Source organism: Azotobacter chroococcum, from assembly GCF_004339665.1.
GTDB classification, from domain to species: domain Bacteria; phylum Pseudomonadota; class Gammaproteobacteria; order Pseudomonadales; family Pseudomonadaceae; genus Azotobacter; species Azotobacter chroococcum.
Window position 1 is genome coordinate 102,944 of record NZ_SMMU01000007.1, and the last position, 23,409, is coordinate 126,352.

Genomic DNA, 23,409 nt, shown 5'->3' on the forward strand with positions numbered 1-23,409 from the left:
TCTCCCGCCCTACTCCCCGGCCAGCTTGCGGTCGTACTGAAAACGCCAGCGGGTGTAGAGCAGGGCGGCGCAGAACAGGGTCAGGCTGAGCAGCGCCTCCAGCCAGCCGAACAGCTGGCGACCCGGGTCGATCGCGGCGGTCACGCCCTGGATGAAGTACAGGTTCACCACGAAGCAGGCCCAGGCATGGGCGCGCGCCCCGCCGAGCAGCAGGCCCGGGGCGAGCAGCGCCAGGGGCAACAGCTGGATGCCGACGACCACCCAGGGGCGGGCGCCATGCAGGTCGGCGAAGGCCAGGTTCCATACTGCCAGCAGGCCGGCCAGGGCGAGGAAGCTGGCGAGGGTGAGGGCGCGGCTGGCCTTCAGGCGCGGGGCCAGCCATTCCAGGCTGGGCAGCGGTTTCGCCTTTCTAGGCATGCGCGCTCTCCAGGCGTCGGGCCGTCTCCGCCAGGCGCCGGCCGAGGGCGCGGCACAGGGCGGTTTCATGCTCGTCGAGGGCGCGTTTGCCGTCGCCGCCGGCGTGGTGGCTGGCGCCATAGGGCGTGCCGCCGCCCCGGGTCTCGAGCAACGCCGCCTCGCTGTAGGGCAGGCCGCAGACCAGCATGCCGTGGTGCAGCAGGGGTAGCAGCATCGACAGCAGGGTGGTTTCCTGGCCGCCGTGCAGGCTGGCGGTGGAGGTGAACACTGCGGCCGGCTTGCCGACCAGCTCGCCGGTCAGCCACAGGCTGCTGGTGCCGTCGAGGAAGTATTTCAGCGGGGCGGCCATGTTGCCGAAGCGGGTCGGACTGCCGAGCGCCAGTCCGGCGCAGTGGCGCAGATCGTCCAGACTGGCATAGAGGGCGCCTTCGGTGGGGATGGCCGGCGCCACGGCTTCGCATTCGCTGGACACCGCCGGCACCGTGCGCAGGCGCGCCTCGAGGCCGCCGAGTTCGACGCCGCGGGCGATCTGCCGGGCCATCTCGGCGGTGGCGCCATGACGGCTGTAATACAGCACCAGGATGTAGGGCGCGCTCATGGCAGCAACTCCAGGACTTTCTCCGGCGGACGGCCGATCACTGCGCGATCACCGGCCACCAGGATCGGCCGCTCGATCAGCCGGGGATGGGCGACCATGGCTGCGATCAGTTGCTCCTCGCCCAGCGCGGGGTCGTCCAGGTTCAGCGCCTTGTATTCCTCCTCGCCGCTGCGCAGCAGCTGGCGGGCCGGGATGCCGAGCTTGGCGAGCAGCGCCTCGAGTTCCGCGGCGCTGGGCGGGGTCTCCAGGTAGCGCACCACCTTTGGTTGCAGGCCGCGGGCCTCGAGCAGTTCCAGCGCGCCACGGGACTTGGAGCAGCGCGGGTTGTGGTAGAGCGTCAGATCGGTCATGGGCGGATCGCATCCAGCGGGGTGGGGCCGCTATTCTAACTACCCCGGCGCAGGGATGAACCCCGTGTCCGTCATCGCTCACGGTAAGGAAAGGGCATGCGTCAACGCTTCATCGACAGCCTGGATTTCTGGCGTTATCTGTTCGAGCGCTTTCTGGCCGATCATGGCCCGAAGAGCGCCGCGGCACTGACCTATACCACCCTGTTCGCGGTGGTGCCGATGATGACCCTGGTCTTCGTCGTGCTCTCGGTCGTTCCGGAGTTCCAGGGCATGGGCGAGCAGATCCAGGGCTTCATCTTCCGCAACTTCGTGCCTTCCAGCGGTGCGGTGCTGCAGGATTACCTCAAGACCTTCATCGAGCAGGCGCGGCATCTGACCTGGTTCGGGGTCGGGCTGCTGATGGTCACCGCGCTGCTTATGTTGATGACCATCGAGCAGACCTTCAACACCATCTGGCGGGTACGCCAGCCGCGCCGCGGCCTGTCGAGCTTCCTGCTGCACTGGGCGATCCTCAGCCTGGGCCCGTTGCTGCTGGGGACGGGCTTCGCCCTGAGCACCTACATCACCTCCCTGGCGCTGATCTCCGATCCCTATGCCCTGGCGGGGGCGAGGATGCTGCTGAAGTTCACGCCTCTGGTGTTCAGCACGGCGGCCTTCACCCTGCTCTATGCGGCAGTGCCCAACACTGCGGTGCCGCTGCGCCATGCGCTGCTGGGCGGGCTGTTCGCCGCCGTGCTGTTCGAGGCGGCGAAGGCGCTGTTCGGCCTCTATGTCAGCCTGTTTCCCACCTATCAGCTGATCTACGGGGCCTTCGCCACCGTGCCGCTGTTCCTCCTGTGGATGTACCTGAGCTGGATGATCGTGCTGCTGGGCGCCGAGCTGGTCTGCAACCTGTCGGCCCTGCGGCGCTGGCGGCGCAATCCGCTGCCACGCTTGCTGGTGTTGCTCGGCGTGCTGCGGGTGTTCCACGAGCGCCAGCAGTCCGGTCAGGCCGTTCGCCAGCCCGACATGCAGCGCGCCGGCTGGGCGCTGCCCGATGCGCTCTGGGACGAGATTCTCGATTTTCTCGAGCACGAACAACTGGTCTATCGCACCAGCGATGGCGGCTGGGTGCTCTGTCGGGACCTGAGCCGCTATAGCCTGGAGTTTCTGCTGAGTCGCTCGCCCTGGCCGCTGCCGCACCTCGATCAGCTTCCCGAGAGCCTCGACGAGCCCTGGTTCCCGGCCTTGCGCAGTGCTCTGGAGCGGCTCCAGCGGGAGCGCGCGGCGCTGTTCGGCGAGAGTCTGGCGCACTGGCTGCAGCCGCCTCCGCCGGAGCCCTGAGCGGCCGCCTCGGCTGAACCGGGGCGGTTATATTTGTAGGCAGGCCAGCTTGCCGGCGATGCTTGGTTCGGCAGGAAGTCTGCCAGGTCATGGATCATCGTGGAGGGAGCCTTATGGGAAGGCGGGTGGGAATCGTCCTGGCGCTGGTCGCCGGGCTGATGCTGACCGGTTGCAGCGAAGACTGGGGCGTCGACCAGCATGGGCGTCCGGTCACTGCGGAACAGCTGGAGGGGCAGTGGCTGGTGATCAACTACTGGGCGGAATGGTGTTCGCCCTGCCGTAGCGAGATCGCCCAGCTGAACGCCCTGGCCGAGCAGCAGCAGGGGCGCGGCGTGCGCGTCGTCGGGGTGAACTTCGATGGCCTGCAGGGAGCCGAGCTGGCGCGTGCCAGCGAGGCGCTGGGCATTCGCTTCGGCGTGCTGGCAGTGGATCCGGCCGAGCGTCTGCAACTGCCGCCGGGCGAGGTGTTGCCGGTCACCTATATCGTCGACACCCGGGGGCGTCTGCGCGAGCGGCTGCTCGGCGAGCAGACTGCCGCCGGCCTGGCGGCACGCCTGCAGGCACTGCGCGGGGAGGGTTCCTGAGGTGGCGCGCATCGGTGTGCGCGCCCTGGTCCGCGGCAGGGTGCAGGGGGTGTATTACCGGCAGGGCACGGCGCTGCAGGCCGAGCGTCTGGCGCTGGCCGGCTGGGTGCGGAACCTTGCCGACGGGCGGGTCGAGGCCTGGATCGAGGGCGAGGAAGCGGCGGTGCGCGAGCTGACCGACTGGCTCTGGCAGGGCCCCGGGCAGGCCCGGGTCGAGGGGGTGGAGCTGGAGGAGGTGGCCCTGCAGGGGTTCGTGGCGTTCCGCGTGGTGCGCTGAGCGGGACTCGTCGCTACTTGACGTACCAGAAGTCGTGCCACAGCCCGATCACCTTCGACGGATAGCGGTACTGTCCCAGGCTGCCGTTGTAGCGGGCCAGGGCGCGGCTGAGATCGCCCTTCTCCTTCTTCAGGTAGTAGCTGAGGATGGTGCAGCCGTAGCGCAGGTTGGTGGCGTTGTCGGTGAGATTGTCCTGCGGGCGGCCCAGCTCGGCCTTCCAGAACGGCATCACCTGCATCATGCCCTGGGCGCCGACCGGGGAGATGGCGAAACGGTCGAAACGGCTTTCCGCATGGATCACCGCCAGCACCAGATCGGGACGCAGGCCGGCCTTGTTCGCCTCGCGGTGCACCGTGCGCAGCAGGTTCAGGCGCTCGGCGTGATCCGGCAGGTAGCGGGTCAGGCGGGTCGACATGTCCAGCAGCCAGACCTCCGCCTCGAAGCGGTCGCTGAAGCTGTCCGCCTCGGCGACCGTGCGCTGCAGCAGGGTGCGCAGTTCCGGTTCCGGCGCTTGCGGCAGGCTGGCGGCAGCCGGCAGCGGCAGGGCGAGCAGGGCAAGCAGAAGGAGTCGCGGGAGCTGCATGCGGCCGCCCTCAGTCGCCGGAAGGCACTGCCGCCTGACGGCCGGCCTTCTTCCGCAGGTCGGCGAGAAACTCCTGCTGCAGTTCCGGATCGTGGCGGGTCAGTTCGATCAGGCTCTGCTCCAGCTCGCTGGCTTCCTCCTCGAGGCCGAGCTCGGCGAGCCGCTTGACCCGATGCACCCATTGCCCGACCTCATCGCTCTCGAGATCGGCATAGACCAGATCGTGGGCCTCGCGCAGCTTGCTGCCCAGGCTGCGGCTGACCGGCAGGACGGCCTCGGCGCGAGCACCGTCCTGGGGATCCTCGACGTTCAGCAGCAGCCGGGCGACACGGGCGTCCTGCAGGCCGAAGGGACTGTCGAGCAGGTTCAGGTGCAGAATACCGTGACGGTCGGTGAGCAGTTCATAGGTCCGTGCCCCGGCCCTGACCGATACCGGGCGCTCGGCCCAGGGCAGGCTGGAGTGTTCCGTGCGCTCGTCCTTCAGGCGCTCGTCGATGCGGGCCAGGTTCTGCTGGGAGCGGCCGTTGGATTCGATGTTCATCGCCGGGTTGAGCCCGGCAAAGCCGTAGTCGATCCAGCCCTTGGTGGCAAGGTCGGGCAGGTTGCCGAGGGCAATCACGTTGAGCACGTTGGCGGTGATCCCGGCCACCACCGCCACCGCCCCGAGGGGGATCTCGTAGAGTTCCCGCCAGGGCTGGTAGGGGGTGTAGCGGTCGTAGCGGCGGCTCACCTCGAACTCGCGGACCTCGAAGGTCCGCTGGTCATGGATGCGGACGCGCCGCTGCGGCAGCTCCAGCATGGGCGGCTCGCCGAGATCGATCTGCAGGCTGTGGCTCAGCAGTTTGCGTTCGACGCGCTCTTCTTGCTCGCTGCGCTGGGGCAGCTGGTTGGCGCAGCCGGCGAGCAGGAGGGCGCCGCAGAGCGCAGCGCCGAGACGCAGGGAGCTTCGGGTGGGCATGACGTGGGATCAGTGGCCAATGCGGTTGCTAAGGAAGGTCATGAGGTCGGCGGCCGGGATGGCCTGGACATCGGTTTCGCGGCGGTTCTTGTACTCCAGGGTGCCTTCGGCCAGGCCGCGTTCGCTCACCACGATGCGGTGGGGAATGCCGATCAGCTCCATATCGGCGAACTTCACCCCGGGGCTGGTCTTCTTGTCGCGATCGTCGAGCAGCACCTCGTAGCCGGCAGCGACCAGCTCGGCGTACAGACGGTCGGTGGCTTCCTTGACCACGGCGCTTTCGTACTTCATCGGCACCAGGGCGATCTGGAATGGCGCCAGCGCCTCCGGCCAGAGGATGCCGCGCTCGTCGTAGTTCTGCTCGATAGCGGCGGCGACCACGCGGGATACGCCGATGCCGTAGCAGCCCATGATCAGGGTCACCGGCTTGCCGTTCTCGCCGAGCACCTTGCAGTTCAGCGCCTCGCTGTACTTGGTGCCGAGCTGGAAGATGTGGCCGACCTCGATGCCGCGCTTGATCACCAGCGTGCCCTGGCCATCCGGGCTCGGGTCTCCCTCCACCACGTTGCGCAGGTCGGCGATTTCCGGCAGCGGCAGGTCGCGCTCCCAGTTGAGGCCGAAGTAGTGCTTGCCGTCGAGGTTGGCGCCGGCGCCGAAGTCGCTCAGCAGTGCCACCGAGCGGTCGACGATCACCGGAATCGGCAGGTTCAGCGGACCGAGGGAGCCGGGGCCGGCACCGATGACGGCGCGGATCTCGGCTTCCGAGGCGAATACCAGCGGGCTGGCGACCTGCGCCAGGTTGGCGGCCTTGATTTCGTTCAGCTCGTGGTCGCCGCGCACGATCAGGGCGACCAGTTGGCCTTCCTCGACGCCATGCACCACCAGGGTCTTGACGGTCTTCTCGACGGGCAGCTTGAACTGCTGAACCAGCTCGTCGATGGTCCTGGCGTCGGGAGTGTCGACCAGGCGCAGTTCCTCGCTGGCGGCGCCACGCGCGGTCTCGCGCGGGATGGCTTCGGCCTTCTCGATGTTGGCGGCGTAGTCGGAGCTGTCGCTGAAGGCGATGTCGTCCTCGCCGGACTCGGCCAGCACGTGGAATTCGTGGGAGCCGGTGCCGCCGATCGAGCCGGTATCGGCCTGCACCGGACGGAAGTCGAGGCCCAGTCGGCTGAAGATGTTGCAGTAGGCCTGGTGCATGCGGTCGTAGGTTTCCTGCAGCGATTCCTGGCTGAGGTGGAAGGAGTAGGCGTCCTTCATCAGGAATTCGCGGCCGCGCATCAGGCCGAAGCGCGGGCGGATCTCGTCGCGGAACTTGGTCTGGATCTGGTAGAAGTTGATCGGCAGCTGCTTGTAGCTGTTCAGCTCGTTGCGCGCCAGGTCGGTGATCACTTCCTCGTGGGTCGGGCCGACGCAGAACTCGCGGTCGTGACGGTCGCGGATGCGCAGCAGTTCGGGGCCGTACTGCTCCCAGCGGCCGGACTCCTGCCACAGCTCGGCGGGCTGGATGGCCGGCATCAGCACCTCCAGGGCGCCGGCCTTGTTCATCTCCTCGCGGACGATCGCCTCGGCCTTGCGCAGGGCGCGCAACCCCAGCGGCAGCCAGGTGTAGAGACCGGAGGCCAGCTTGCGGATCATCCCGGCGCGCAGCATCAGCTGGTGGCTGATCACCACGGCATCGGAGGGGGTTTCCTTGAGGGTCGAGAGCAGATACTGACTGGTGCGCATGTTGGGCCGTTCTGTCCGTTGCGGGGGCGGAAAAAGTGGCGGGCATTGTACGGCGGCGGATAGGGCACGTACAGAATCGGCGCGGGCGGGCGGGCTGCGCAGGGACGATGAACCATATATAATCCCGTGCTTTGCCGCCGACAGGGCTCGCGGCGCAGTCGTCCCCATGCGTGGAGTGTCCGATGCCTATCTACGAGTATCAGTGCGCTGCCTGTGGCCATCTGCTGGAAACCATCCAGAAGTTCAGCGATGCGCCGCTGGTCGATTGTCCGAGCTGCCAGGCGCCCGAGCTGAAGAAGCAGCTTTCTGTACCCGGTTTCCGTCTCAAGGGCGGCGGCTGGTACGAGACCGACTTCAAGTCCGGCGCGAAGAAGAATCTCGCCAGCGGCGACAGTGCACCCGCCTGTGCGGGCGGCGGTTGCGGCGGCGCCTGCGCGGCGGCCGAGTAAGCCGTTCCACCCGAATTCAAGTATCGAGAGAAGAAGCACCATCATGATGCGCAGCCACTATTGCGGCCAACTGAACGAAAGCCTGGAAGGCCAGGAAGTCACCCTCTGCGGCTGGGTACACCGTCGCCGCGACCATGGCGGGGTGATCTTCCTCGACATCCGCGACCGCGAAGGCTTGGCTCAGGTGGTGTTCGATCCGGATCGCGAGGAAACCTTCGCCAAGGCCGACCGGGTGCGCAGCGAATACGTGGTCAAGATCACCGGCAAGGTGCGCCTGCGCCCGGCCGGGGCGGTCAACCCGAACATGGCCTCAGGCGCCATCGAGGTGCTGGGCTACGAGCTGGAAGTGCTCAACCAGGCCGAGACCCCGCCGTTCCCGCTGGACGAATACAGCGACGTCGGCGAGGAGACCCGCCTGCGCTACCGCTTCATCGACCTGCGCCGCCCGGAAATGGCCGCCAAGCTGAAGCTGCGCTCGAGCATCACCTCGAGCATCCGTCGCTACCTGGACGAGAACGGCTTCCTCGACGTCGAGACGCCGATCCTCACCCGTGCCACTCCGGAGGGCGCGCGCGACTATCTGGTGCCGAGCCGCACCCACGCCGGCAGTTTCTTCGCCCTGCCGCAGTCGCCGCAGCTGTTCAAGCAGCTGTTGATGGTCGCCGGCTTCGACCGCTACTACCAGATCGCCAAGTGCTTCCGCGACGAGGACCTGCGTGCCGACCGCCAGCCGGAATTCACCCAGATCGACATCGAGACCAGCTTCCTCGACGAGCAGGACATCATCGGCCTCACCGAGAAGATGATCCGCCAGCTGTTCAAGGAAGTGCTGAACGTCGAGTTCGGTGAGTTCCCGCACATGCCCTACGAAGAGGCCATGCGCCGCTACGGTTCGGACAAGCCGGACCTGCGCATCCCGCTGGAGCTGGTCGATGTCGAGGACCAGCTGAAGGACGTGGAGTTCAAGGTGTTCGCCGGGCCGGCCAACGATCCCAAGTGCCGCGTAACCGCCCTGCGCGTTCCGGGCGGTGCCAGCATGCCGCGCAAGCAGATCGACGACTACACCAAGTTCGTCGGCATCTACGGCGCCAGGGGGCTGGCCTACATCAAGGTCAACGAGCGCGCCAAGGGCGTCGAGGGCCTGCAGTCGCCGATCGTCAAGAACATCCCGCTCGACAACCTCAACGTGATCCTCGATCGCGTCGGTGCGGTCGATGGCGACATCGTGTTCTTCGGCGCCGACAAGGCCAAGATCGTTTCCGAGGCGCTCGGTGCCCTGCGCATCAAGCTCGGCCACGACCTCAACCTGCTGACCTGCGAGTGGGCGCCGATGTGGGTGGTCGATTTCCCGATGTTCGAGGAAAACGACGACGGTTCGCTGAGCGCGCTGCACCACCCGTTCACCGCGCCCAAGTGCGGTCCGGAAGAGCTGGAGGCCAACCCGGCCGCCGCGCTGTCCCGTGCCTACGACATGGTGCTCAACGGCACCGAGCTGGGCGGCGGTTCGATCCGTATCCACCGCAAGGAAATGCAGCAGGCGGTGTTCCGCATCCTCGGCATCGACGAAGCCGAGCAGCAGGAGAAGTTTGGCTTCCTGCTCGATGCGCTGAAGTTCGGCGCACCGCCGCACGGCGGCCTGGCCTTCGGCCTGGACCGTCTGGTGATGCTGATGACCGGCGCCCACTCTATCCGCGAAGTCATCGCCTTCCCGAAAACCCAGAGCGCCGCCTGCGTGATGACCCAGGCGCCGGGCGTGGTGGACGCCAAGGCGCTGCGCGAGCTGAACATTCGCCTGCGCGAGCAGCCCAAGGCCGAATAAGCCGATCCCACGGGAGCCTGGATTTGCCAGGCTCCTTCGGTTCTGGGGCGGTAAAAGACAAGATTCACACGAGATACAACGGAGCGAGTTATGGCTGGTCATTCCAAATGGGCCAACATCAAGCACCGCAAAGAGCGTCAGGACGCCAAGCGGGGCAAGATATTCACCAAGCTGATCCGCGAGCTGACCGTGGCGGCCAAGCACGGTGGCGGCGTCCCGGCGGACAACCCGCGCCTGCGCCTGGCGGTGGACAAGGCGCTGACCGCCAACATGACCCGTGACACCATCGACCGTGCCATCGCCCGCGGCGCTGGCTCCAGCGAAGCCGACAACATGGCCGAGCTGAGCTACGAAGGCTACGCACCGAGCGGCGTGGCGATCATCATCGAGGCGATGACCGACAATCGCAACCGCACCGCCGCCGAAGTGCGTCATGCCTTCAGCAAGTGCGGCGGCAACCTGGGTACCGACGGCTCGGTGGCCTACATGTTCGAGCGCAAGGGCCAGATCAGCTTCGCTCCGGGCGTCAACGAGGAGGCCCTGATGGAGGCGGCGCTGGAGGCCGGTGCCGACGATATCGTCAGCAACGACGATGGCTCGGTGGACGTGTTCACCAGCTTCGCCGACTTCCACGGCGTCAACGAGGCGCTGACCGCCGCCGGTTTCAAGGGCGACGAGGCGGAAGTGGCGATGATCCCCTCGATCACCGCACCGATCGCCGATCTGGAAACCGCGCAGAAGGTACTCAAGCTGATCGACATGCTGGAGGACCTGGACGACGTGCAGAACGTCTACCACAACGCCGAGATTCCCGACGAGATCATGGAGCAGCTCGGCTGACGACGAGCATGCCGCCTGAAGCAAGGGCTCCGCGTCGGCTGCGGGCGGCCTTCTCATGACGCTTATCCTGGGTATCGACCCCGGCTCGCGGATCACCGGCTTCGGCGTGGTGCGCGACAGCGGGCGTGGCTGCGAATACATTGCCTCCGGCTGCATCCGAACCGGCAGTGGTCCCTTGCCCGAGCGCCTGCAGGCGGTGTATCGCGGCGTGACCGAGATCATCCGCAGTCACGGCCCGGTGACCATGGGCATCGAGCAGGTGTTCATGGCGCGCAATGCCGACTCCGCCCTGAAGCTCGGTCAGGCCCGCGGCGCGGCGATCGTCGCGGCGGCGGAGGCGGGCCTCGAGATTGCTGAGTACACCGCCACCCAGGTCAAGCAGGCCATCGTCGGCAGCGGCAGGGCGGACAAGCAGCAGGTGCAGATGATGGTGATGCACCTGCTCAGACTGGTACAGAAGCCGCAGATCGATGCCTCCGATGCCTTGGCCATCGCCCTGTGTCATGCCCACCACCGGCAGAGCCTGATTCCCCATGGTCTGGATGGCGCCAGGCGACGGGGCGGGCGGTTGCGTTTGTGAATAAGGAAAGCGGATCTTGATCGGACGTTTGCGCGGTACCCTGGCGGAGAAGCAGCCACCGTACCTGCTCGTGGAGGTCAATGGCGTCGGCTATGAGGTCGAGGTGCCGCTGAGCGCCCTCTATCGCCTGCCGTCGCTGAACGAACCGGTCACCCTGCACACCCATCTGGTGGTGCGCGAGGATGCCCATCTGCTCTACGGCTTCTGCGAGAAACGCGAGCGCGAGCTGTTCCGCGAGCTGATTCGCCTCAATGGCGTAGGCCCCAAGCTGGCGCTGGCGCTGATGTCCAGCTTGGAGGTGGACGAGCTGGTGCGTTGCGTGCAGGCTGGCGATACCAAGGCGCTGACCCGGGTGCCCGGCGTGGGCAAGAAGACCGCCGAGCGCCTGCTGGTCGAGCTCAAGGATCGTTTCAAGGCCTGGGAAGATTTGCCGGCCATCGCTCCGCTGACGCTGGAGCCTCAGCTAGGCACCATGGTCACAAATGCGGAAAGCGATGCGCTGAGCGCGCTGGTCGCTCTCGGCTTCAAGCCGCAGGAGGCCAGTCGTGCGGTCGCCGCCGTGCAGGAGGAAGGTTTGAGCAGCGAAGAACTGATCCGCCGGGCGTTGCGGGGAATGGCCTAAATGATCGAAGCCGATCGTCTGATCACCGCGACCAGCCGCGACCGCGAGGAGCAGCAGGACCGCGCCATCCGTCCGCTGAGGCTGGCCGATTACATCGGCCAGCCGGTGGTGCGCGAGCAGATGGAGTTGTTCATCCAGGCCGCGCGCGGGCGCAGCGAGGCGCTGGACCACACGCTGATCTTCGGCCCGCCGGGGCTGGGCAAGACCACCTTGGCCAACATCATCGCCCAGGAGATGGGGGTGTCGCTGAAGAGCACCTCGGGTCCGGTGCTGGAGCGGCCCGGCGATCTCGCTGCGCTGCTGACTAACCTCGAATCCGGGGATGTGCTGTTCGTCGACGAGATCCACCGTCTCTCGCCCGTCGTCGAGGAGGTGCTCTATCCGGCCATGGAGGACTTCCAGCTCGACATCATGATCGGCGAGGGGCCGGCCGCGCGCTCGATCAAGCTCGACCTGCCGCCGTTCACCCTGGTCGGCGCCACCACCCGTGCCGGCATGCTGACCAATCCGCTGCGCGACCGCTTCGGCATCGTGCAGCGCCTGGAGTTTTATTCCGTCGCCGATCTGTCGACCATCGTCAGCCGTTCCGCCGGTATTCTCGGCCTGCCGATCGAGGCCGAGGGCGCCTTCGAGATCGCCCGTCGTGCGCGCGGCACGCCGCGTATCGCCAACCGCCTGCTGCGCCGGGTGCGGGACTTCGCCCAAGTGCGCGGAGAAGGGCGCATCACCCGGCAGATCGCCAACCTGGCGCTGAATCTCCTGGATGTCGACGAGCGCGGCTTCGACCATCAGGACCGGCGCCTGCTGCTGACCCTGATCGAGAAGTTCGATGGCGGTCCGGTCGGCGTGGACAGCCTGGCGGCGGCGATCAGCGAGGAGCGGCATACCATCGAGGATGTCCTCGAGCCCTACCTCATCCAGCAGGGCTACATGATGCGCACCCCGCGCGGGCGGGTGGTCACGCGCCATGCCTATCTGCATTTCGGCCTGAACCTGCCTGCCCGGATGGAGGCTGCAACAGTCAATCCGCTCGCCGGCGAGCCGGCTGACGACGAGTGAGGGGAAATTGTTTTTCCATCCGATTGGCAACCTCGAGGGCTGGCACTAGAGTATGCGCGCGCAAAGCGGAGTATCGCCGTTCATCCATCGCTGTCGGGTGTATTACGAGGACACCGACGCCGGCGGCATCGTCTATTACGTCAATTACCTCAAATTCATGGAGCGGGCTCGTACCGAGCGGCTGCGCGCGCTGGGCCTCTTCCAGTCCCGGCTGGCCGGGGAGGAGGGCCTGCTGTTCGTTGTGCATTCCAGCGAGGCGCGCTATTTCGCGCCGGCGCGGCTGGACGACGAGTTGCTGGTGAGTGCCGAGGTATGCGAATTGAGCCGTGCCAGCCTGCGCTTTCATCAGCAGGTACGGCGCGCCGTGGATGATGCGCTGCTTTGCGAGGGACGGGTTCTGGTGGCCTGTGTGCGCGCCGACAGTTTGAAACCCCGGGCCCTTCCCGAAGCGCTGCGGGCCGCCCTGGCGGGCCCGGGTCCATCTTCAGCAGGAGAGTAAGCGTGGAAGCCAACGCCGTTGACCATATGTCCATGTGGAGCCTGATCAGCAACGCCAGCCTGGTGGTGCAGTTGGTCATGCTCACCTTGGTGGCCGCCTCGGTCACCTCATGGATCATGATTTTCCAGCGCGGCAACATGCTGCGCGCCGCCAAGAAGTCCCTGGATGCCTTCGAGGAGCGCTTCTGGTCGGGCATCGATCTGGCCAAGCTCTATCGCCAGGCGGGCAGCGAGCCGGACCCGGACTCCGGCCTCGAGCGGATCTTCCGTGCCGGCTTCAAGGAGTTCTCCCGCCTCTGCCAGCAGTCCGGGGTTGTTCCGGATGCGGTGATGGAGGGGGTGTCCCGCTCCATGCGCGTGGCGATCTCCCGCGAGGAGGAAAAGCTCGAGCAGAGCCTGCCGTTTCTCGCCACCGTGGGTTCCACCAGTCCCTACATCGGCCTGTTCGGCACCGTCTGGGGGATCATGAACTCCTTCCGCGGGCTGGCCCAGGTGCAGCAGGCGACACTCTCAACCGTGGCGCCGGGGATCGCCGAGGCGCTGATCGCCACCGCCATCGGCCTGTTCGCTGCGATTCCGGCGGTCATCGCCTACAACCGCTTTGCCGCGCGCGGGGAGATGCTGATCGCCCGCTACTACACCTTCGCCGACGAGTTCCAGGCAATCCTGCATCGCAAGGTGCACACTTCGGACGCATGAGGCCTTAGCTGATGGCGAGAATTCGCAACAGGCGCAAGCCGGTCGCCGAGATGAATGTGGTGCCCTATATCGACGTGATGCTGGTGCTGCTGGTGATCTTCATGGTGACCGCGCCGATGCTCAACCAGGGCGTCAAGGTCGACCTGCCCAAGGTGTCCAGCGAGGTGCTGCCGCAGGACAACAATGCGCAGATACTGACCATCTCCATCAAGGCCGACAAGAGCTACTACTGGAACATGGGCAGCGAGGTGGATACCGAGACCGCGCAGGACACTGCCCAGAAGCTGGACGAATTGGTCGATGCGGTGGGCAAGATCATCGCCCAGGCCCGCAGCCAGGGTAAGCAGGTGCAGGTCTTCGTGCGCGGCGACAAATCCGTCGACTACGGGGCGGTCATGGCCCTGATGGGCGGCCTGCAAGGGGCCGACGTGGGCAATGTCGGGCTGATCACCGAGGCTCCCTGATGCAACGGCGCGAGCGCTCTTCCTCGGAAAGCTATTTCTGGCCGGTCGTGCTGGCGGTCGGCCTGCACCTCCTCGTCTTCGCCATGCTGTTCGTCAGCTTCTCTATGGCGCCGGAGTTGCCGCCGGCCAGGCCGATAGTCCAGGCCACGCTCTATCAAATGAAATCGCAGAGCCGGGCAACCACCCAGACCAACCAGAAAATTGCTGGAGAGGCGCAGAAAACCGCTGCTCGCCAATATGAAGTCGAGCAGATGGAGCAGAAGAAGATCGAGCAGCAGCAACTGGCTGTGGCCAAGGCGGCGGAACAAAGGAAAGTCGAGGAAGCTCGAAGGGCGGAAGCGGCGAAACAGGCTGCAGCCGAGGCCGCCAAGCAGAAGGCTGCCGAAGAGGCGAAGAAGCAGGCCGCCGCCGAGGCTGCCAAGCAGAAGGCTGCCGAAGAGGCGAAGAAGCAGGCTGCAGCCGAGGCCGCCAAGCAGAAGTCTGCCGAAGAGGCGAAGAAGCAGGCTGCTGCCGAGGCCGCCAAGCAGAAGTCTGCCGAAGAGGCGAAGAAGCAGGCCGCCGCCGAGGCCGCCAAGCAGAAGGCAGCGGAAGAGGCGAAGAAACTGGCCATGGCCGAAGCGGCCAGGCAGAAAGCCGCGGAAGAGGCGAAGAAGCAGGCGGCTGCCGAGGAGGCCAAGAAGAAGGCTGCAGAGGAAGCGAAGAAGCAGGCAGCTGCCGAGGAGGCCAAGAAGAAGGCTGCAGAGGAAGCGAAGAAGAAGGCTGCAGAGGAAGCGAAGAAGCAGGCGGCTGCCGAGGAAGCCAAGAAGAAGGCTGCAGCAGAGGAAGCGAAGAAGCAGGCGGCTGCCGAGGAGGCCAAGAAGAAGGCAGCAGAGGAAGCGAAGAAGAAGGCGGCGGCCGAGGAGGCCAAGAAGAAGGCAGCAGAGGAAGCGAAGAAGAAGGCGGCGGCCGAGGAAGCCAAGAAGAAAGCTGCAGCGGAGGCTGCACGCAAGGCTGCCGAGGACAAGAAGGCTCAGGCCCTGGCCGAACTGCTTTCCGATACCACGGAGCGACAGCAGGCCCTGGCCGAGAGCCAGGGCGATCAGGTCGCTGGCAGTTTCGATGATCTCATCGTCAGTCTGGTCAGCCAGCAATGGCGCCGGCCACCGTCGGCCCGTAATGGAATGAGCGTAGAGGTGCTGATCCAGATGCTGCCGGATGGCACCATAACCAATGCACGGGTGACCCGTTCCAGTGGGGACGCGCCCTTCGACAATTCAGCCGTCGCCGCGGTGCGCAATGTGGGCAGGATCCCGGAGTTGCGGCAAGTGGATCGTGCCACCTTCGACAGTAAATACCGGCAGCGGCGCATGATTTTCAAACCTGAGGATTTGGATCTGTGAATACCCTGATTCGTCTTGCCCTGCTCGGCCTGGCCTTGCTGGCCGGCATCGCCCAGGCGGCCGATCCGCTGGTGGTGACCAGCGGTACCGCGCGTGCCACGCCGATCGCCGTAGTGCCCTTCGGCTGGCAGGGCGGTAGCGTGATGAGCGACGACATGGCTGAGATCGTCGGCAACGACCTGCGCAACTCGGGGGTCTTCGAGCCGATTCCCCGGCAGAACATGATCAGCCAGCCGAGCAGCGCCGGCGAGATCATCTACCGCGACTGGACGGCGCTGGGCGCCCAGTATGTGCTGGTCGGCAGCATAGTCCCGGCCGGCGGGCGACTGCAGGTGCAGTATGCATTGATGAATGTGGCCACCGAGCAGCAGGTACTGACCGGTACCGTCAGCGGCAGCGGCGATCAGGTGCGCGACATGGCCCACTACATCGCCGACCAGGCGTTCGAGAAGCTCACCGGCATCAAGGGGGCCTTCTCCACACGTCTGCTCTACGTCACCGCCGAGCACATGGGGGGGGGCACCCGCTATACCCTGCAGCGCTCCGACTATGACGGGGCGCGGGCGGTGACCCTGCTGCAGTCGCGCGAGCCGATCCTGTCGCCGCGCTTTGCGCCCGATGGCCGGCGCATCGCCTACGTCTCCTTCGAGCAGAAGCGTCCACGCATCTTCATCCAGCACGTCGATACCGGTCGCCGCGAGCAGATCACCAACTTCGAGGGGCTCAACGGCGCGCCGGCCTTCTCGCCGGATGGTTCCCGCCTGGCCTTCGTGCTATCCAAGGACGGCAACCCGGAGATCTACGTGATGAATCTGGCCAGCCGGCAGCTGCAGCGGGTCACCAACCAGTTAGGCATCGACACCGAGCCTTTCTGGGGCGCAGATGGCCAGACCCTCTATTTCACTTCCGACCGTGCCGGCAAGCCGCAGATCTACCGGCAGACTATCGGTGGCGGAGCTGAGCGGGTGACCTTCGTCGGTAACTACAACGCCAACCCGAAGTTGTCGGCCGACGAGAAGACCCTGGTGATGATCCACCGGCAGGAGGGTTACACCAACTTCAAGGTGGCTGCCCAGGACCTCGAGCGCGGCAGCCTGCGCGTGCTGTCGGAGACCAGTCTGGACGAGTCGCCCACTGTCGCGCCCAATGGCACCATGCTAATCTACGCCACCCGTCAGCAGGGCCGGGGAGTCTTGATGCTTGCGTCGATCAACGGCAGGGTCAGGCTCCCGCTTCCTACCGCGCAAGGTGAGGTTCGCGAGCCGTCCTGGTCTCCCTACCTGAACTGATACGACATTCCAAACCAAACCAACAACCTCACACAACACCTGAGCTTCCTTTAGGAGTTCCATCATGCAAATGCTGAAATTCGGTAAATTCGCCGCGCTGGCGCTGGCCATGGCGGTTGCCGTTGGCTGTTCTTCCAAGGGCGGCGACGCTTCCGGGGAAGGCGCCGGCGCGAATGGCGGCGTTGACCCGAATGCAGGCTACGGTGCCGGTACCTCTGGCTATGGCTCCGGCTCCGGCTCCGGCTCTTACGACGGCAGTATGGGCGGCGATGCGGCTTCTTTGCGCGCCATCACCACCTTCTACTTCGAGTACGACAGCTCCGACCTGAAGCCGGAAGCCATGCGTGCCCTTGACGTGCATGCCGGGGATCTGAAGGGCAATGGCGCTCGCGTTGTGCTGGAAGGCCATACCGACGAGCGCGGTACCCGCGAATACAACATGGCTCTGGGTGAGCGTCGCGCCAAGGCCGTCCAGCGCTACCTGGTGCTGCAGGGGGTTTCCCCGGCCCAGCTGGAGCTGGTTTCCTACGGTGAGGAGCGTCCTGCCGCCGGCAGTGCCGACGAGCAGTCCTGGGCGCAGAACCGTCGCGTCGAACTGCGCAAGTAATTCGCCATGAACCAGTACCGCCGTGTCATGTCCCTGTTGGTGCTCAGTCTGCCGCTCGCAGCCTGGGCAGAGGACCCCGTGGTGGATAACTCTGCCGGTTATGGTTATGCCAGTAACGGTTACCCGCAGGCGATACAGGACGCGAGCGGTGCCTATGCCGGGGGACGGATGACTACGCCGACCTCGGCACAGGGCGAAATGTTCCTGCAGTTGCAGCAGCTGCAGGACGAGGTTTCGCGTCTGCGTGGCATGGTCGAGGAGCAGCAGTACGAGATCCGTCGTCTGAAGCAGGAAAGCCTGGATCGCTATCAGGATCTCGACAGCCGTCTGTCCGCGGGCGCAAGCGCCCCGGCTCAGCAGCAGAACATTCCCGCCGGGGCCATCGATGCCGGCTCACCCGCCGTGTCGCCGGCCACCGAGGCCCCTGCGAGCGGCGGGCCTGCCGATCCTGAAAAGGAAAAGCTGTATTACGATGCGGCCTTCGACCTGATCAAGGCCAAGGATTTCGACAAGGCCAGCCAGGCATTCACCGCCTTCCTGCGTAAATATCCGAACAGCCAATACGCTGGCAATGCACAGTACTGGCTGGGTGAGGTGAATCTGGCCAAGGGTGACCTGCAGGGCGCGGGGCAGGCCTTCGCCCGGGTCAGCCAGAACTACCCGAAACACCCCAAGGTGCCCGATTCGCTGTACAAGCTGGCAGACGTCGAGCGTCGCCTAGGCAATACGGAAAAGGCGAGGTCTGCCCTGCAGCAGGTCATTGCCCAGTACCCCGGCAGTTCGGCAGCCCAGCTGGCTCAGCGCGATCTGCAGAATCTGCGCTGAAGCCCGCCATCTAAACCCGCGCCTGTCGCGGGTTTTTTCGTTAAAATCCACGTCCCCTATTTCCCGCAACGGAGGCGGATGGCCTGTTTCGCCGTCACGCCCGTGGCTGATATGCAAGAAACCCTGCGAATTACCGAGATCTTCTACTCGTTGCAGGGGGAGACGCGTACCGCCGGCTTGCCGACGGTATTCGTGCGCCTCACCGGCTGCCCCCTGCGCTGTCATTATTGCGATACCACCTACGCCTTCAGCGGCGGAGAGATTCTCTCCTTGTCTGCGATCCTTGAGCGCGTGGCTGGCTACAAGCCTCGTTATGTCTGTGTCACTGGTGGCGAGCCGCTGGCCCAGCCGAATGGCATTGCGCTGCTGCGCCGGCTTTGCGATGCGGGCTACGAGGTTTCCCTGGAAACCAGCGGGGCCTTCGATGTCTCGGCCGTGGATGGTCGGGTGAGTCGGGTGCTCGACCTGAAGACGCCGGGCTCGGGGGAAGTCGCCCGCAACCGCTACGAGAACCTGGCCCTGTTGACCCGCAACGATCAGGTGAAGTTCGTGCTCTGCTCCCGCCAGGATTATGATTGGGCGGTTTCCAAGCTAATCGAATATCGCCTGAATGAACGTGCCGGAGAAGTGCTGTTCTCGCCCAGCCATGGTCAGTTGGACAGCCGGGAGCTGGCAGACTGGATCGTTGCCGACAACCTGCCGGTGCGCCTGCAGCTGCAGTTGCACAAGATCCTCTGGAACGATGCTCAGGGACGCTGAGCGATGGTGTTTCCCGCCAGCTGGAGGTCCCGGCTTTGCAAGCCCTAGCGAGACGATACGAAATGAGTGAGAAGAAAGCGGTCATCCTGCTGTCCGGCGGTCTCGACTCCGCCACTGTGCTGGCCTTGGCCCAGGCCGAGGGTTATGCCTGCTACAGCATGAGCTTCGATTACGGCCAGCGTCATCGTGCCGAGCTGCGGGCTGCCGAGCGGGTGGCCCGTCAGCTTGGTGTGGTGGAGCACAAGGTGATCGGCTTGAATCTCGATGGCATCGGTGGCTCGGCGCTGACCGATTCCTCGATCGCGGTGCCGGAAATCCCCAGCGAGGGCATTCCGGTCACTTATGTACCGGCACGCAATACCGTGTTCCTCGCGCTGGCGCTGGGGTGGGCCGAAGTGCTGGAAGCGCATGACATCTTCATCGGCGTCAATGCGGTGGATTACTCAGGCTATCCGGATTGCCGCCCCGCTTTCATCGAGGCCTTCGAGCGGCTGGCCAACTTGGCGACCAAGGCCGGTGTGGAAGGGCGGAGTTTCCACATTCAGGCGCCGCTGCAGAATCTCGGCAAGGCCGAGATCATTCAGGTCGGTCTGCGCCACGGGGTCGATTATGGATTGACTGTGTCCTGCTATCAGGCCGATGAGGAGGGCCGTGCCTGTGGCAAGTGCGACTCCTGTCGCTTGAGGGCGGCAGGCTTCGCTGCAGCCGGCATTGCCGACCCTACCCGTTATATTTGAGTTTTTTTGAGAGGGTGTTGAAATTCTGAGATAAATCAGTATTATACGCCTCGCGTTGGGTCGTTAGCTCAGTCGGTAGAGCAGTTGGCTTTTAACCAATTGGTCGTAGGTTCGAATCCTACACGACCCACCATCCTTTCTTTCGATTCACTCATCGGTAGTGGTAAAGGCCTTGATCTTGCCGAGATGAGTGCTTCGTCTATCTCAGGCGCAGCTTGGATCTTTGTTGCTGTGCTCCGAAGTTGTGTTCTGGCCGATCATTTGTTGTTTGCGATGAGTTCTCCAGCCGGACGGGTTTTCTATACTGTTTTTCCAGTAGAGTTCTAGGTTGTCGCTCTTGGATTGCCTGTGGCGTATTGCGGGCGGTCGCTGGATGCCTGTCATGACCCGATTGCTGGAGGACAGTATGGCTCGAGTTCATCGTCGAATGAATCGCGTTTCCAGGCAGGCCGTCGAGCTTGCAGTGGTGGTGCCTCAAGTGGTTGTTCAGCGCATGGCTCGTATGGCCATGGCTGGGGTGAATCCGTCTGCCAGGGAGCGACGCGAGTTTCGTTTGATGGGGCTGGAAAAGATGGCTGCCTTCAGTGAGTCCTGGGTGGCCATGCACCTGCAGATGTTCCATGCCAGCCAGGAGCTCGCCTTTTCGCTGATGAAGGTTTGGAATCCGATGCTGGGCGGAAAGGATGCGTGGTTCAAGTCGGCGCAGGCATATCAGTCCGCCATGCTGGGTGTGCTGGGCAAGGGCATGGCTCCACTACATAAACGGGCAGTGGGGAATGCCAGACGTCTGAGTCGGACCAGGTCGTGAGCCTGCCGGGCTCAGTGCGTGGCGAATGATCGACGCGCAAGTCTGAGGCGGATTTCTCTCTGCTTTTCCTCGAGCGTGCTGACCTCCCGGCGAATCCTTTCCATCATTTGCGCTGCCCTTTGTCGCGGGGTTGCAGGTGATATACTCGCTCTCCGCGCACGTGCCTGCAGGTCCAGCGAATATGACGTATATTTCCGAACGCTTCCTTGTCCAGGCTCACCTCGATGCCAAGCAGATCAAGCCGCTGAGTGCCGAGGAGGAGGCCTATTACCGCCGCGAGATCGCTGCCGAGTTGCACAGGCAGAATGCCGTACTGGTAGCTCACTACTATTGTGACCCGGTACTGCAGGCGCTGGCCGAGGAAACCGGTGGCTGTGTCGCCGACTCTTTGGAAATGGCTCGGTTCGGCAGCCAGCATCCGGCGCAGACGCTGCTTGTCGCTGGCGTGCGCTTCATGGGCGAGACGGCGAAAATCCTCAATCCGGAAAAGCGCGTACTGATGCCGACTCTGGAGGCCACCTGTTCGCTGGATCTGGGCTGTCCGCTGGAGGAGTTTTCCGCCTTCTGCGATCAGCATCCGGAGCGCACCGTGGTGGTCTATGCCAATACCTCGGCGGCAGTCAAGGCGCGGGCCGACTGGGTGGTCACTTCCAGTTGCGCTCTGGAGATCGTCGAAAGCCTCATGGACAATGGCGAAAAGATCATCTGGGCGCCGGATCGCCATCTGGGTCGCTACATCCAGCGTGAAACCGGTGCCGACATGCTGCTCTGGGACGGCGCCTGCATTGTCCATGAGGAGTTCAAGGCCAAGCAGCTGCTCGACATGAAGCAGCTCTATCCCGACGCTGCCGTGCTGGTTCACCCGGAGTCCCCGGAGGCGGTGATCGAGCTGGCCGATGCGGTGGGTTCGACCAGTCAACTGATCAAGGCCGCCCAGGTGCTGCCCAATTCGACCTTCATCGTCGCCACCGATCGCGGCATCTTCTACAAGATGCAGCAGCTCTGTCCGGACAAGCGCTTCGTCGAGGCGCCCACGGCGGGGAGCGGGGCGACCTGCCGCAGCTGCGCGCACTGCCCGTGGATGGCGATGAACACTCTCGAGCGTACCTTGGCGAGTCTGCGTGGCGGCACCAACGAGATCTTCGTCGATCCGGCGCTGATCCCGCGGGCGGTCAAGCCGCTCGCGCGGATGCTCGACTTCACCCATGCCGCCCGTCTGAAGCAGGCCGGCAATGCCTGAGCAGAACTGCAGGCGTTCATGCTGAAAAGGGCGAAGCCCGGCGGGAATACTCTCGCCGGGCTTTTTCCTTCCTGTCGCCCAATCAGCGCAGCATTTCCTCGATCATCTTCTTTTCTTCCTTCAGGGCCCGCTGCCGGGCATCCATGCGCGCGGCCAGCTGGAAGTTGCCGCTGGCGCGGCGCTTGGCGAAGTCCAGTTGCTCGATGGCCTGATCGTAGTTGCCGACCAGTGCGAAGTACTCGGCGCGGGCCTGGTGCACGCCGACGATGTCACCGGACAGGCCGCGGACTTCGGCGGCCAGATACCAGATGTCCGGGTCCTCGGGGCGGCTGGCGAGCAACTGGCTGATCACTTTCTCCGCTGCCGCCGGCTGGTTTTGCTTGAGCAGCAGGTCGGCCTGGGCCTGTCGCAGCGGGTAGTTGCCCGGGTACAGGGCAAGCAGGCGCTTGACCCGCATTTCGGCTTCCTGAATACGGTTGGCCGTGATGTCCAGGGCGACCGCGGCGAGGTTGTAGTCGATATCATTGGGCACCTGGTTCAGCAGCGGCAGCAGCACTTCCCGGGCCTCGTTGAGCTGGCCGCTTTTGGTCAGGGCCAGACTCAGGCCGTAGCGCGCAGCGACGGATTTCGGGTTTTCATCGAGTAGAGCGCGAAAGCGTTTCACCGCCATGCCGGAGGTCTGTTCGTAGACGAGCTGTACACGGGCGCGCATCAGTTGGTAGCGGTGGTCGTCCTGACGGCCGCCGGGACGGTATTGCTCGGCGCGGTTGCGGGTGTCGGCGATGCGCGATTCGGTGACCGGGTGGGTCAGAAGGAACTCCGGCGGCTTGGCGTCATAACGGTACTGGCGCATCAGGCGTTCGAACATGCTCGGCATGGCGCGTGGATCGTAGCCGGCCTTTTCCAGGTTGAGCAGGCCGATGCGGTCGGCCTCCTGCTCGTTCTGGCGGGAGAAGCGCCGCATTTCCTGCATCGCTGCCGCCTGGCTGGAGGCGATCGCCGCCATGCCGGCATCGCCAGCCCCTGCGGCGGCGGCGATGATGCCGGCAAGCATGGTGGCCATCATGGGGAGCTGGAGGCGCTGCTGGGCTTCGAGTCCGCGAGCAAAGTGGCGCTGCGAGAGGTGCGCCAGTTCGTGGGCCAGCACGGCGGCGTATTCGGCCTCGGTCTGGGCGTAGAGGAACAGGCCGCCATTCACGCCGATGATGCCGCCGGGCGCGGCAAAGGCGTTCAGCTGCGGGCTGTCGAGCAGGACGAACTCCAGGCGCCGGTCCTGCAGCTGACTGGTTTCGCTCAGGCGGTAGACGCTGGTTTCCACGTAGTCCTTCAGTTGCGCATCGGACAGGTGGGGAACCTGTCCGCGCAGCAGGCTGAGCCAGGCTCGGCCGAGCTGGTGTTCCTGCTCGGGAGATACGATGGCCGAACTGGCATCGCCCAGCGACGGCAGGTCGCTGGCCGTGCCGGGGGGCGCGAGCAGGCAGGCGAGGGCGAAGAGGCTGGGGCGCAGGAGATTCATGCGGCAGGTTCTGACGTTCAAAGGCATGGCTGTATCCATTCAAGTTTAGGCGCGCGGACGTCATTGGGCGCACCTGGCAGGCGACTGGTCAGGTCTTTGCCGGCTTGGTTATCCTTGGGGCCTTTTCTGGAGAGCCCTATGACTGATGCCGAATGGCAGGCCGATGCCTGCGACGCCGAGTTGGATGCCAGCGGTCTGAATTGCCCGCTGCCCTTGCTCAAGGCCAAGCTGGAGCTGAACCGTCTGCCTTCCGGGGCGGTGCTCAAGGTGACTGCGACGGATCCCGGTTCGCAACGGGACTTCCGTGCCTTCGCCAAGCTGGCCGGTCATTGCCTGCTCCGCGAGGAGGCTGAAGGCAACTTCTTCCGTTATTGGCTGCGCAAGGCATGACGGGTGTTCGTCAG

28 protein-coding genes and 1 tRNA gene are annotated in these 23,409 nt (G+C 64.9%); 22 read left to right on the forward strand and 7 right to left on the reverse strand.

What is annotated here, in order from left to right:
- Nucleotides 1–9: 9 nt before the first annotated feature.
- Genes EV691_RS08640 through arsC form a run of 3 tightly spaced genes read right to left on the reverse strand, consistent with a single transcriptional unit; the run spans nucleotide 10 to nucleotide 1,365 of the window.
- The gene (locus EV691_RS08640) at nucleotides 10–417 is read right to left on the reverse strand and encodes a DUF2069 domain-containing protein (protein ID WP_131302258.1); all 408 of its coding nucleotides are present in this window, start codon (nucleotides 415–417) and stop codon (nucleotides 10–12) included.
- Nucleotides 410–1,015: an NAD(P)H:quinone oxidoreductase gene (wrbA, locus tag EV691_RS08645; RefSeq protein WP_131302255.1), complete on the reverse strand. Its 606-nt coding sequence runs from the start codon at nucleotides 1,013–1,015 to the stop codon at nucleotides 410–412. Before wrbA ends, EV691_RS08640 begins: the two co-directional genes overlap by 8 nt.
- Complete coding sequence (arsC, locus tag EV691_RS08650) at nucleotides 1,012–1,365, reverse strand: arsenate reductase (glutaredoxin) (RefSeq protein WP_089168757.1); 354 nt, start codon at nucleotides 1,363–1,365, stop codon at nucleotides 1,012–1,014. The genes wrbA and arsC overlap by 4 nt, the downstream gene beginning before the upstream one ends.
- Nucleotides 1,366–1,461: 96 nt before the next feature.
- Between arsC and EV691_RS08655 the strand changes: the two genes are divergently transcribed.
- From EV691_RS08655 to EV691_RS08665, 3 genes are all read left to right on the forward strand, one after another.
- Complete coding sequence (locus EV691_RS08655) at nucleotides 1,462–2,688, forward strand: YihY family inner membrane protein (protein ID WP_131302252.1); 1,227 nt, start codon at nucleotides 1,462–1,464, stop codon at nucleotides 2,686–2,688.
- A gap of 113 nt (nucleotides 2,689–2,801) precedes the next feature.
- Nucleotides 2,802–3,272 carry a TlpA disulfide reductase family protein gene (locus EV691_RS08660; protein ID WP_131302249.1) on the forward strand — a complete coding sequence of 157 codons (471 nt, stop codon included), beginning with the start codon at nucleotides 2,802–2,804 and terminating at the stop codon, nucleotides 3,270–3,272.
- Between the two features lies 1 nt (nucleotide 3,273).
- The gene (locus EV691_RS08665; protein WP_131302246.1) at nucleotides 3,274–3,549 is read left to right on the forward strand and encodes an acylphosphatase; all 276 of its coding nucleotides are present in this window, start codon (nucleotides 3,274–3,276) and stop codon (nucleotides 3,547–3,549) included.
- Between the two features lie 13 nt (nucleotides 3,550–3,562).
- Here the strand turns inward: EV691_RS08665 and EV691_RS08670 are convergent, their stop codons facing one another.
- From EV691_RS08670 to EV691_RS08680, 3 genes are read right to left on the reverse strand one after another with little or no spacing between them, the layout of a single operon-like run.
- Nucleotides 3,563–4,132, reverse strand: a complete 570-nt coding sequence (locus EV691_RS08670; protein ID WP_089168753.1) for a lytic transglycosylase domain-containing protein — start codon at nucleotides 4,130–4,132, stop codon at nucleotides 3,563–3,565.
- A 10-nt stretch (nucleotides 4,133–4,142) separates the two neighbouring features.
- A complete protein-coding gene (locus EV691_RS08675) occupies nucleotides 4,143–5,090 on the reverse strand; it encodes a hypothetical protein (RefSeq protein WP_131302243.1) in 948 nt (315 codons plus the stop codon).
- A gap of 9 nt (nucleotides 5,091–5,099) precedes the next feature.
- Nucleotides 5,100–6,815 carry a proline--tRNA ligase gene (locus tag EV691_RS08680; protein WP_131302241.1) on the reverse strand — a complete coding sequence of 572 codons (1,716 nt, stop codon included), beginning with the start codon at nucleotides 6,813–6,815 and terminating at the stop codon, nucleotides 5,100–5,102.
- A 182-nt stretch (nucleotides 6,816–6,997) separates the two neighbouring features.
- On the opposite strand from EV691_RS08680, the gene EV691_RS08685 reads away from it, so the two are divergent.
- The 18 genes from EV691_RS08685 to nadA all read left to right on the forward strand — a co-directional run bounded on the left by EV691_RS08685 (nucleotide 6,998) and on the right by nadA (nucleotide 21,489).
- On the forward strand, nucleotides 6,998–7,264 hold the full coding sequence (locus EV691_RS08685; RefSeq protein ID WP_131302238.1) for an FmdB family zinc ribbon protein: 267 nt from the start codon (nucleotides 6,998–7,000) through the stop codon (nucleotides 7,262–7,264).
- Nucleotides 7,265–7,307: 43 nt separating this feature from the next.
- Nucleotides 7,308–9,083 (forward strand): aspartate--tRNA ligase, encoded by a 1,776-nt coding sequence (aspS, locus tag EV691_RS08690; RefSeq protein WP_131302236.1) that lies wholly within the window; start codon nucleotides 7,308–7,310, stop codon nucleotides 9,081–9,083.
- 90 nt (nucleotides 9,084–9,173) lie between these two features.
- Nucleotides 9,174–9,923 carry a YebC/PmpR family DNA-binding transcriptional regulator gene (locus tag EV691_RS08695; RefSeq protein ID WP_131302233.1) on the forward strand — a complete coding sequence of 250 codons (750 nt, stop codon included), beginning with the start codon at nucleotides 9,174–9,176 and terminating at the stop codon, nucleotides 9,921–9,923.
- 55 nt (nucleotides 9,924–9,978) lie between these two features.
- Complete coding sequence (ruvC, locus tag EV691_RS08700; RefSeq protein ID WP_039802876.1) at nucleotides 9,979–10,503, forward strand: crossover junction endodeoxyribonuclease RuvC; 525 nt, start codon at nucleotides 9,979–9,981, stop codon at nucleotides 10,501–10,503.
- Between the two features lie 16 nt (nucleotides 10,504–10,519).
- Nucleotides 10,520–11,125 carry a Holliday junction branch migration protein RuvA gene (ruvA, locus tag EV691_RS08705; protein ID WP_131302230.1) on the forward strand — a complete coding sequence of 202 codons (606 nt, stop codon included), beginning with the start codon at nucleotides 10,520–10,522 and terminating at the stop codon, nucleotides 11,123–11,125.
- Nucleotides 11,126–12,184, forward strand: a complete 1,059-nt coding sequence (gene ruvB, locus EV691_RS08710) for a Holliday junction branch migration DNA helicase RuvB (RefSeq protein ID WP_131302227.1) — start codon at nucleotides 11,126–11,128, stop codon at nucleotides 12,182–12,184.
- A gap of 52 nt (nucleotides 12,185–12,236) precedes the next feature.
- Complete coding sequence (gene ybgC, locus EV691_RS08715; protein WP_039802883.1) at nucleotides 12,237–12,683, forward strand: tol-pal system-associated acyl-CoA thioesterase; 447 nt, start codon at nucleotides 12,237–12,239, stop codon at nucleotides 12,681–12,683.
- 2 nt (nucleotides 12,684–12,685) lie between these two features.
- Nucleotides 12,686–13,381: a protein TolQ gene (tolQ, locus tag EV691_RS08720; RefSeq protein WP_039802885.1), complete on the forward strand. Its 696-nt coding sequence runs from the start codon at nucleotides 12,686–12,688 to the stop codon at nucleotides 13,379–13,381.
- An 11-nt stretch (nucleotides 13,382–13,392) separates the two neighbouring features.
- Entirely contained in the window at nucleotides 13,393–13,845 is a 453-nt protein-coding gene (gene tolR / locus EV691_RS08725) for a protein TolR (RefSeq protein WP_131302224.1), read from the forward strand.
- Nucleotides 13,845–15,224: a cell envelope integrity protein TolA gene (gene tolA / locus EV691_RS08730; protein ID WP_131302222.1), complete on the forward strand. Its 1,380-nt coding sequence runs from the start codon at nucleotides 13,845–13,847 to the stop codon at nucleotides 15,222–15,224. The genes tolR and tolA overlap by 1 nt, the downstream gene beginning before the upstream one ends.
- Nucleotides 15,221–16,513: a Tol-Pal system beta propeller repeat protein TolB gene (gene tolB / locus EV691_RS08735; protein WP_089168743.1), complete on the forward strand. Its 1,293-nt coding sequence runs from the start codon at nucleotides 15,221–15,223 to the stop codon at nucleotides 16,511–16,513. Before tolA ends, tolB begins: the two co-directional genes overlap by 4 nt.
- A gap of 64 nt (nucleotides 16,514–16,577) precedes the next feature.
- Complete coding sequence (gene pal, locus EV691_RS08740; protein WP_089168742.1) at nucleotides 16,578–17,120, forward strand: peptidoglycan-associated lipoprotein Pal; 543 nt, start codon at nucleotides 16,578–16,580, stop codon at nucleotides 17,118–17,120.
- 6 nt (nucleotides 17,121–17,126) lie between these two features.
- Nucleotides 17,127–17,945: a tol-pal system protein YbgF gene (gene ybgF, locus EV691_RS08745; RefSeq protein WP_131302219.1), complete on the forward strand. Its 819-nt coding sequence runs from the start codon at nucleotides 17,127–17,129 to the stop codon at nucleotides 17,943–17,945.
- A 111-nt stretch (nucleotides 17,946–18,056) separates the two neighbouring features.
- Nucleotides 18,057–18,704, forward strand: coding sequence for a 7-carboxy-7-deazaguanine synthase QueE (gene queE / locus EV691_RS08750; RefSeq protein ID WP_131302519.1), 648 nt, complete (start codon nucleotides 18,057–18,059; stop codon nucleotides 18,702–18,704).
- 35 nt (nucleotides 18,705–18,739) lie between these two features.
- A complete protein-coding gene (gene queC, locus EV691_RS08755) occupies nucleotides 18,740–19,441 on the forward strand; it encodes a 7-cyano-7-deazaguanine synthase QueC (protein ID WP_278250250.1) in 702 nt (233 codons plus the stop codon).
- Between the two features lie 57 nt (nucleotides 19,442–19,498).
- Nucleotides 19,499–19,574 (forward strand) — tRNA-Lys (locus EV691_RS08760).
- Nucleotides 19,575–19,823: 249 nt separating this feature from the next.
- Nucleotides 19,824–20,249: a polyhydroxyalkanoate granule-associated phasin gene (locus EV691_RS23850; RefSeq protein ID WP_242672659.1), complete on the forward strand. Its 426-nt coding sequence runs from the start codon at nucleotides 19,824–19,826 to the stop codon at nucleotides 20,247–20,249.
- Between the two features lie 181 nt (nucleotides 20,250–20,430).
- Nucleotides 20,431–21,489, forward strand: coding sequence for a quinolinate synthase NadA (gene nadA, locus EV691_RS08775; RefSeq protein WP_089168738.1), 1,059 nt, complete (start codon nucleotides 20,431–20,433; stop codon nucleotides 21,487–21,489).
- Nucleotides 21,490–21,571: 82 nt separating this feature from the next.
- Here nadA and EV691_RS08780 read toward each other — a convergent pair whose 3' ends face one another.
- A complete protein-coding gene (locus EV691_RS08780) occupies nucleotides 21,572–23,005 on the reverse strand; it encodes a M48 family metalloprotease (RefSeq protein WP_165496626.1) in 1,434 nt (477 codons plus the stop codon).
- A gap of 138 nt (nucleotides 23,006–23,143) precedes the next feature.
- Between EV691_RS08780 and EV691_RS08785 the strand changes: the two genes are divergently transcribed.
- A complete protein-coding gene (locus EV691_RS08785; protein WP_131302210.1) occupies nucleotides 23,144–23,395 on the forward strand; it encodes a sulfurtransferase TusA family protein in 252 nt (83 codons plus the stop codon).
- Nucleotides 23,396–23,409 lie beyond the last annotated feature (14 nt).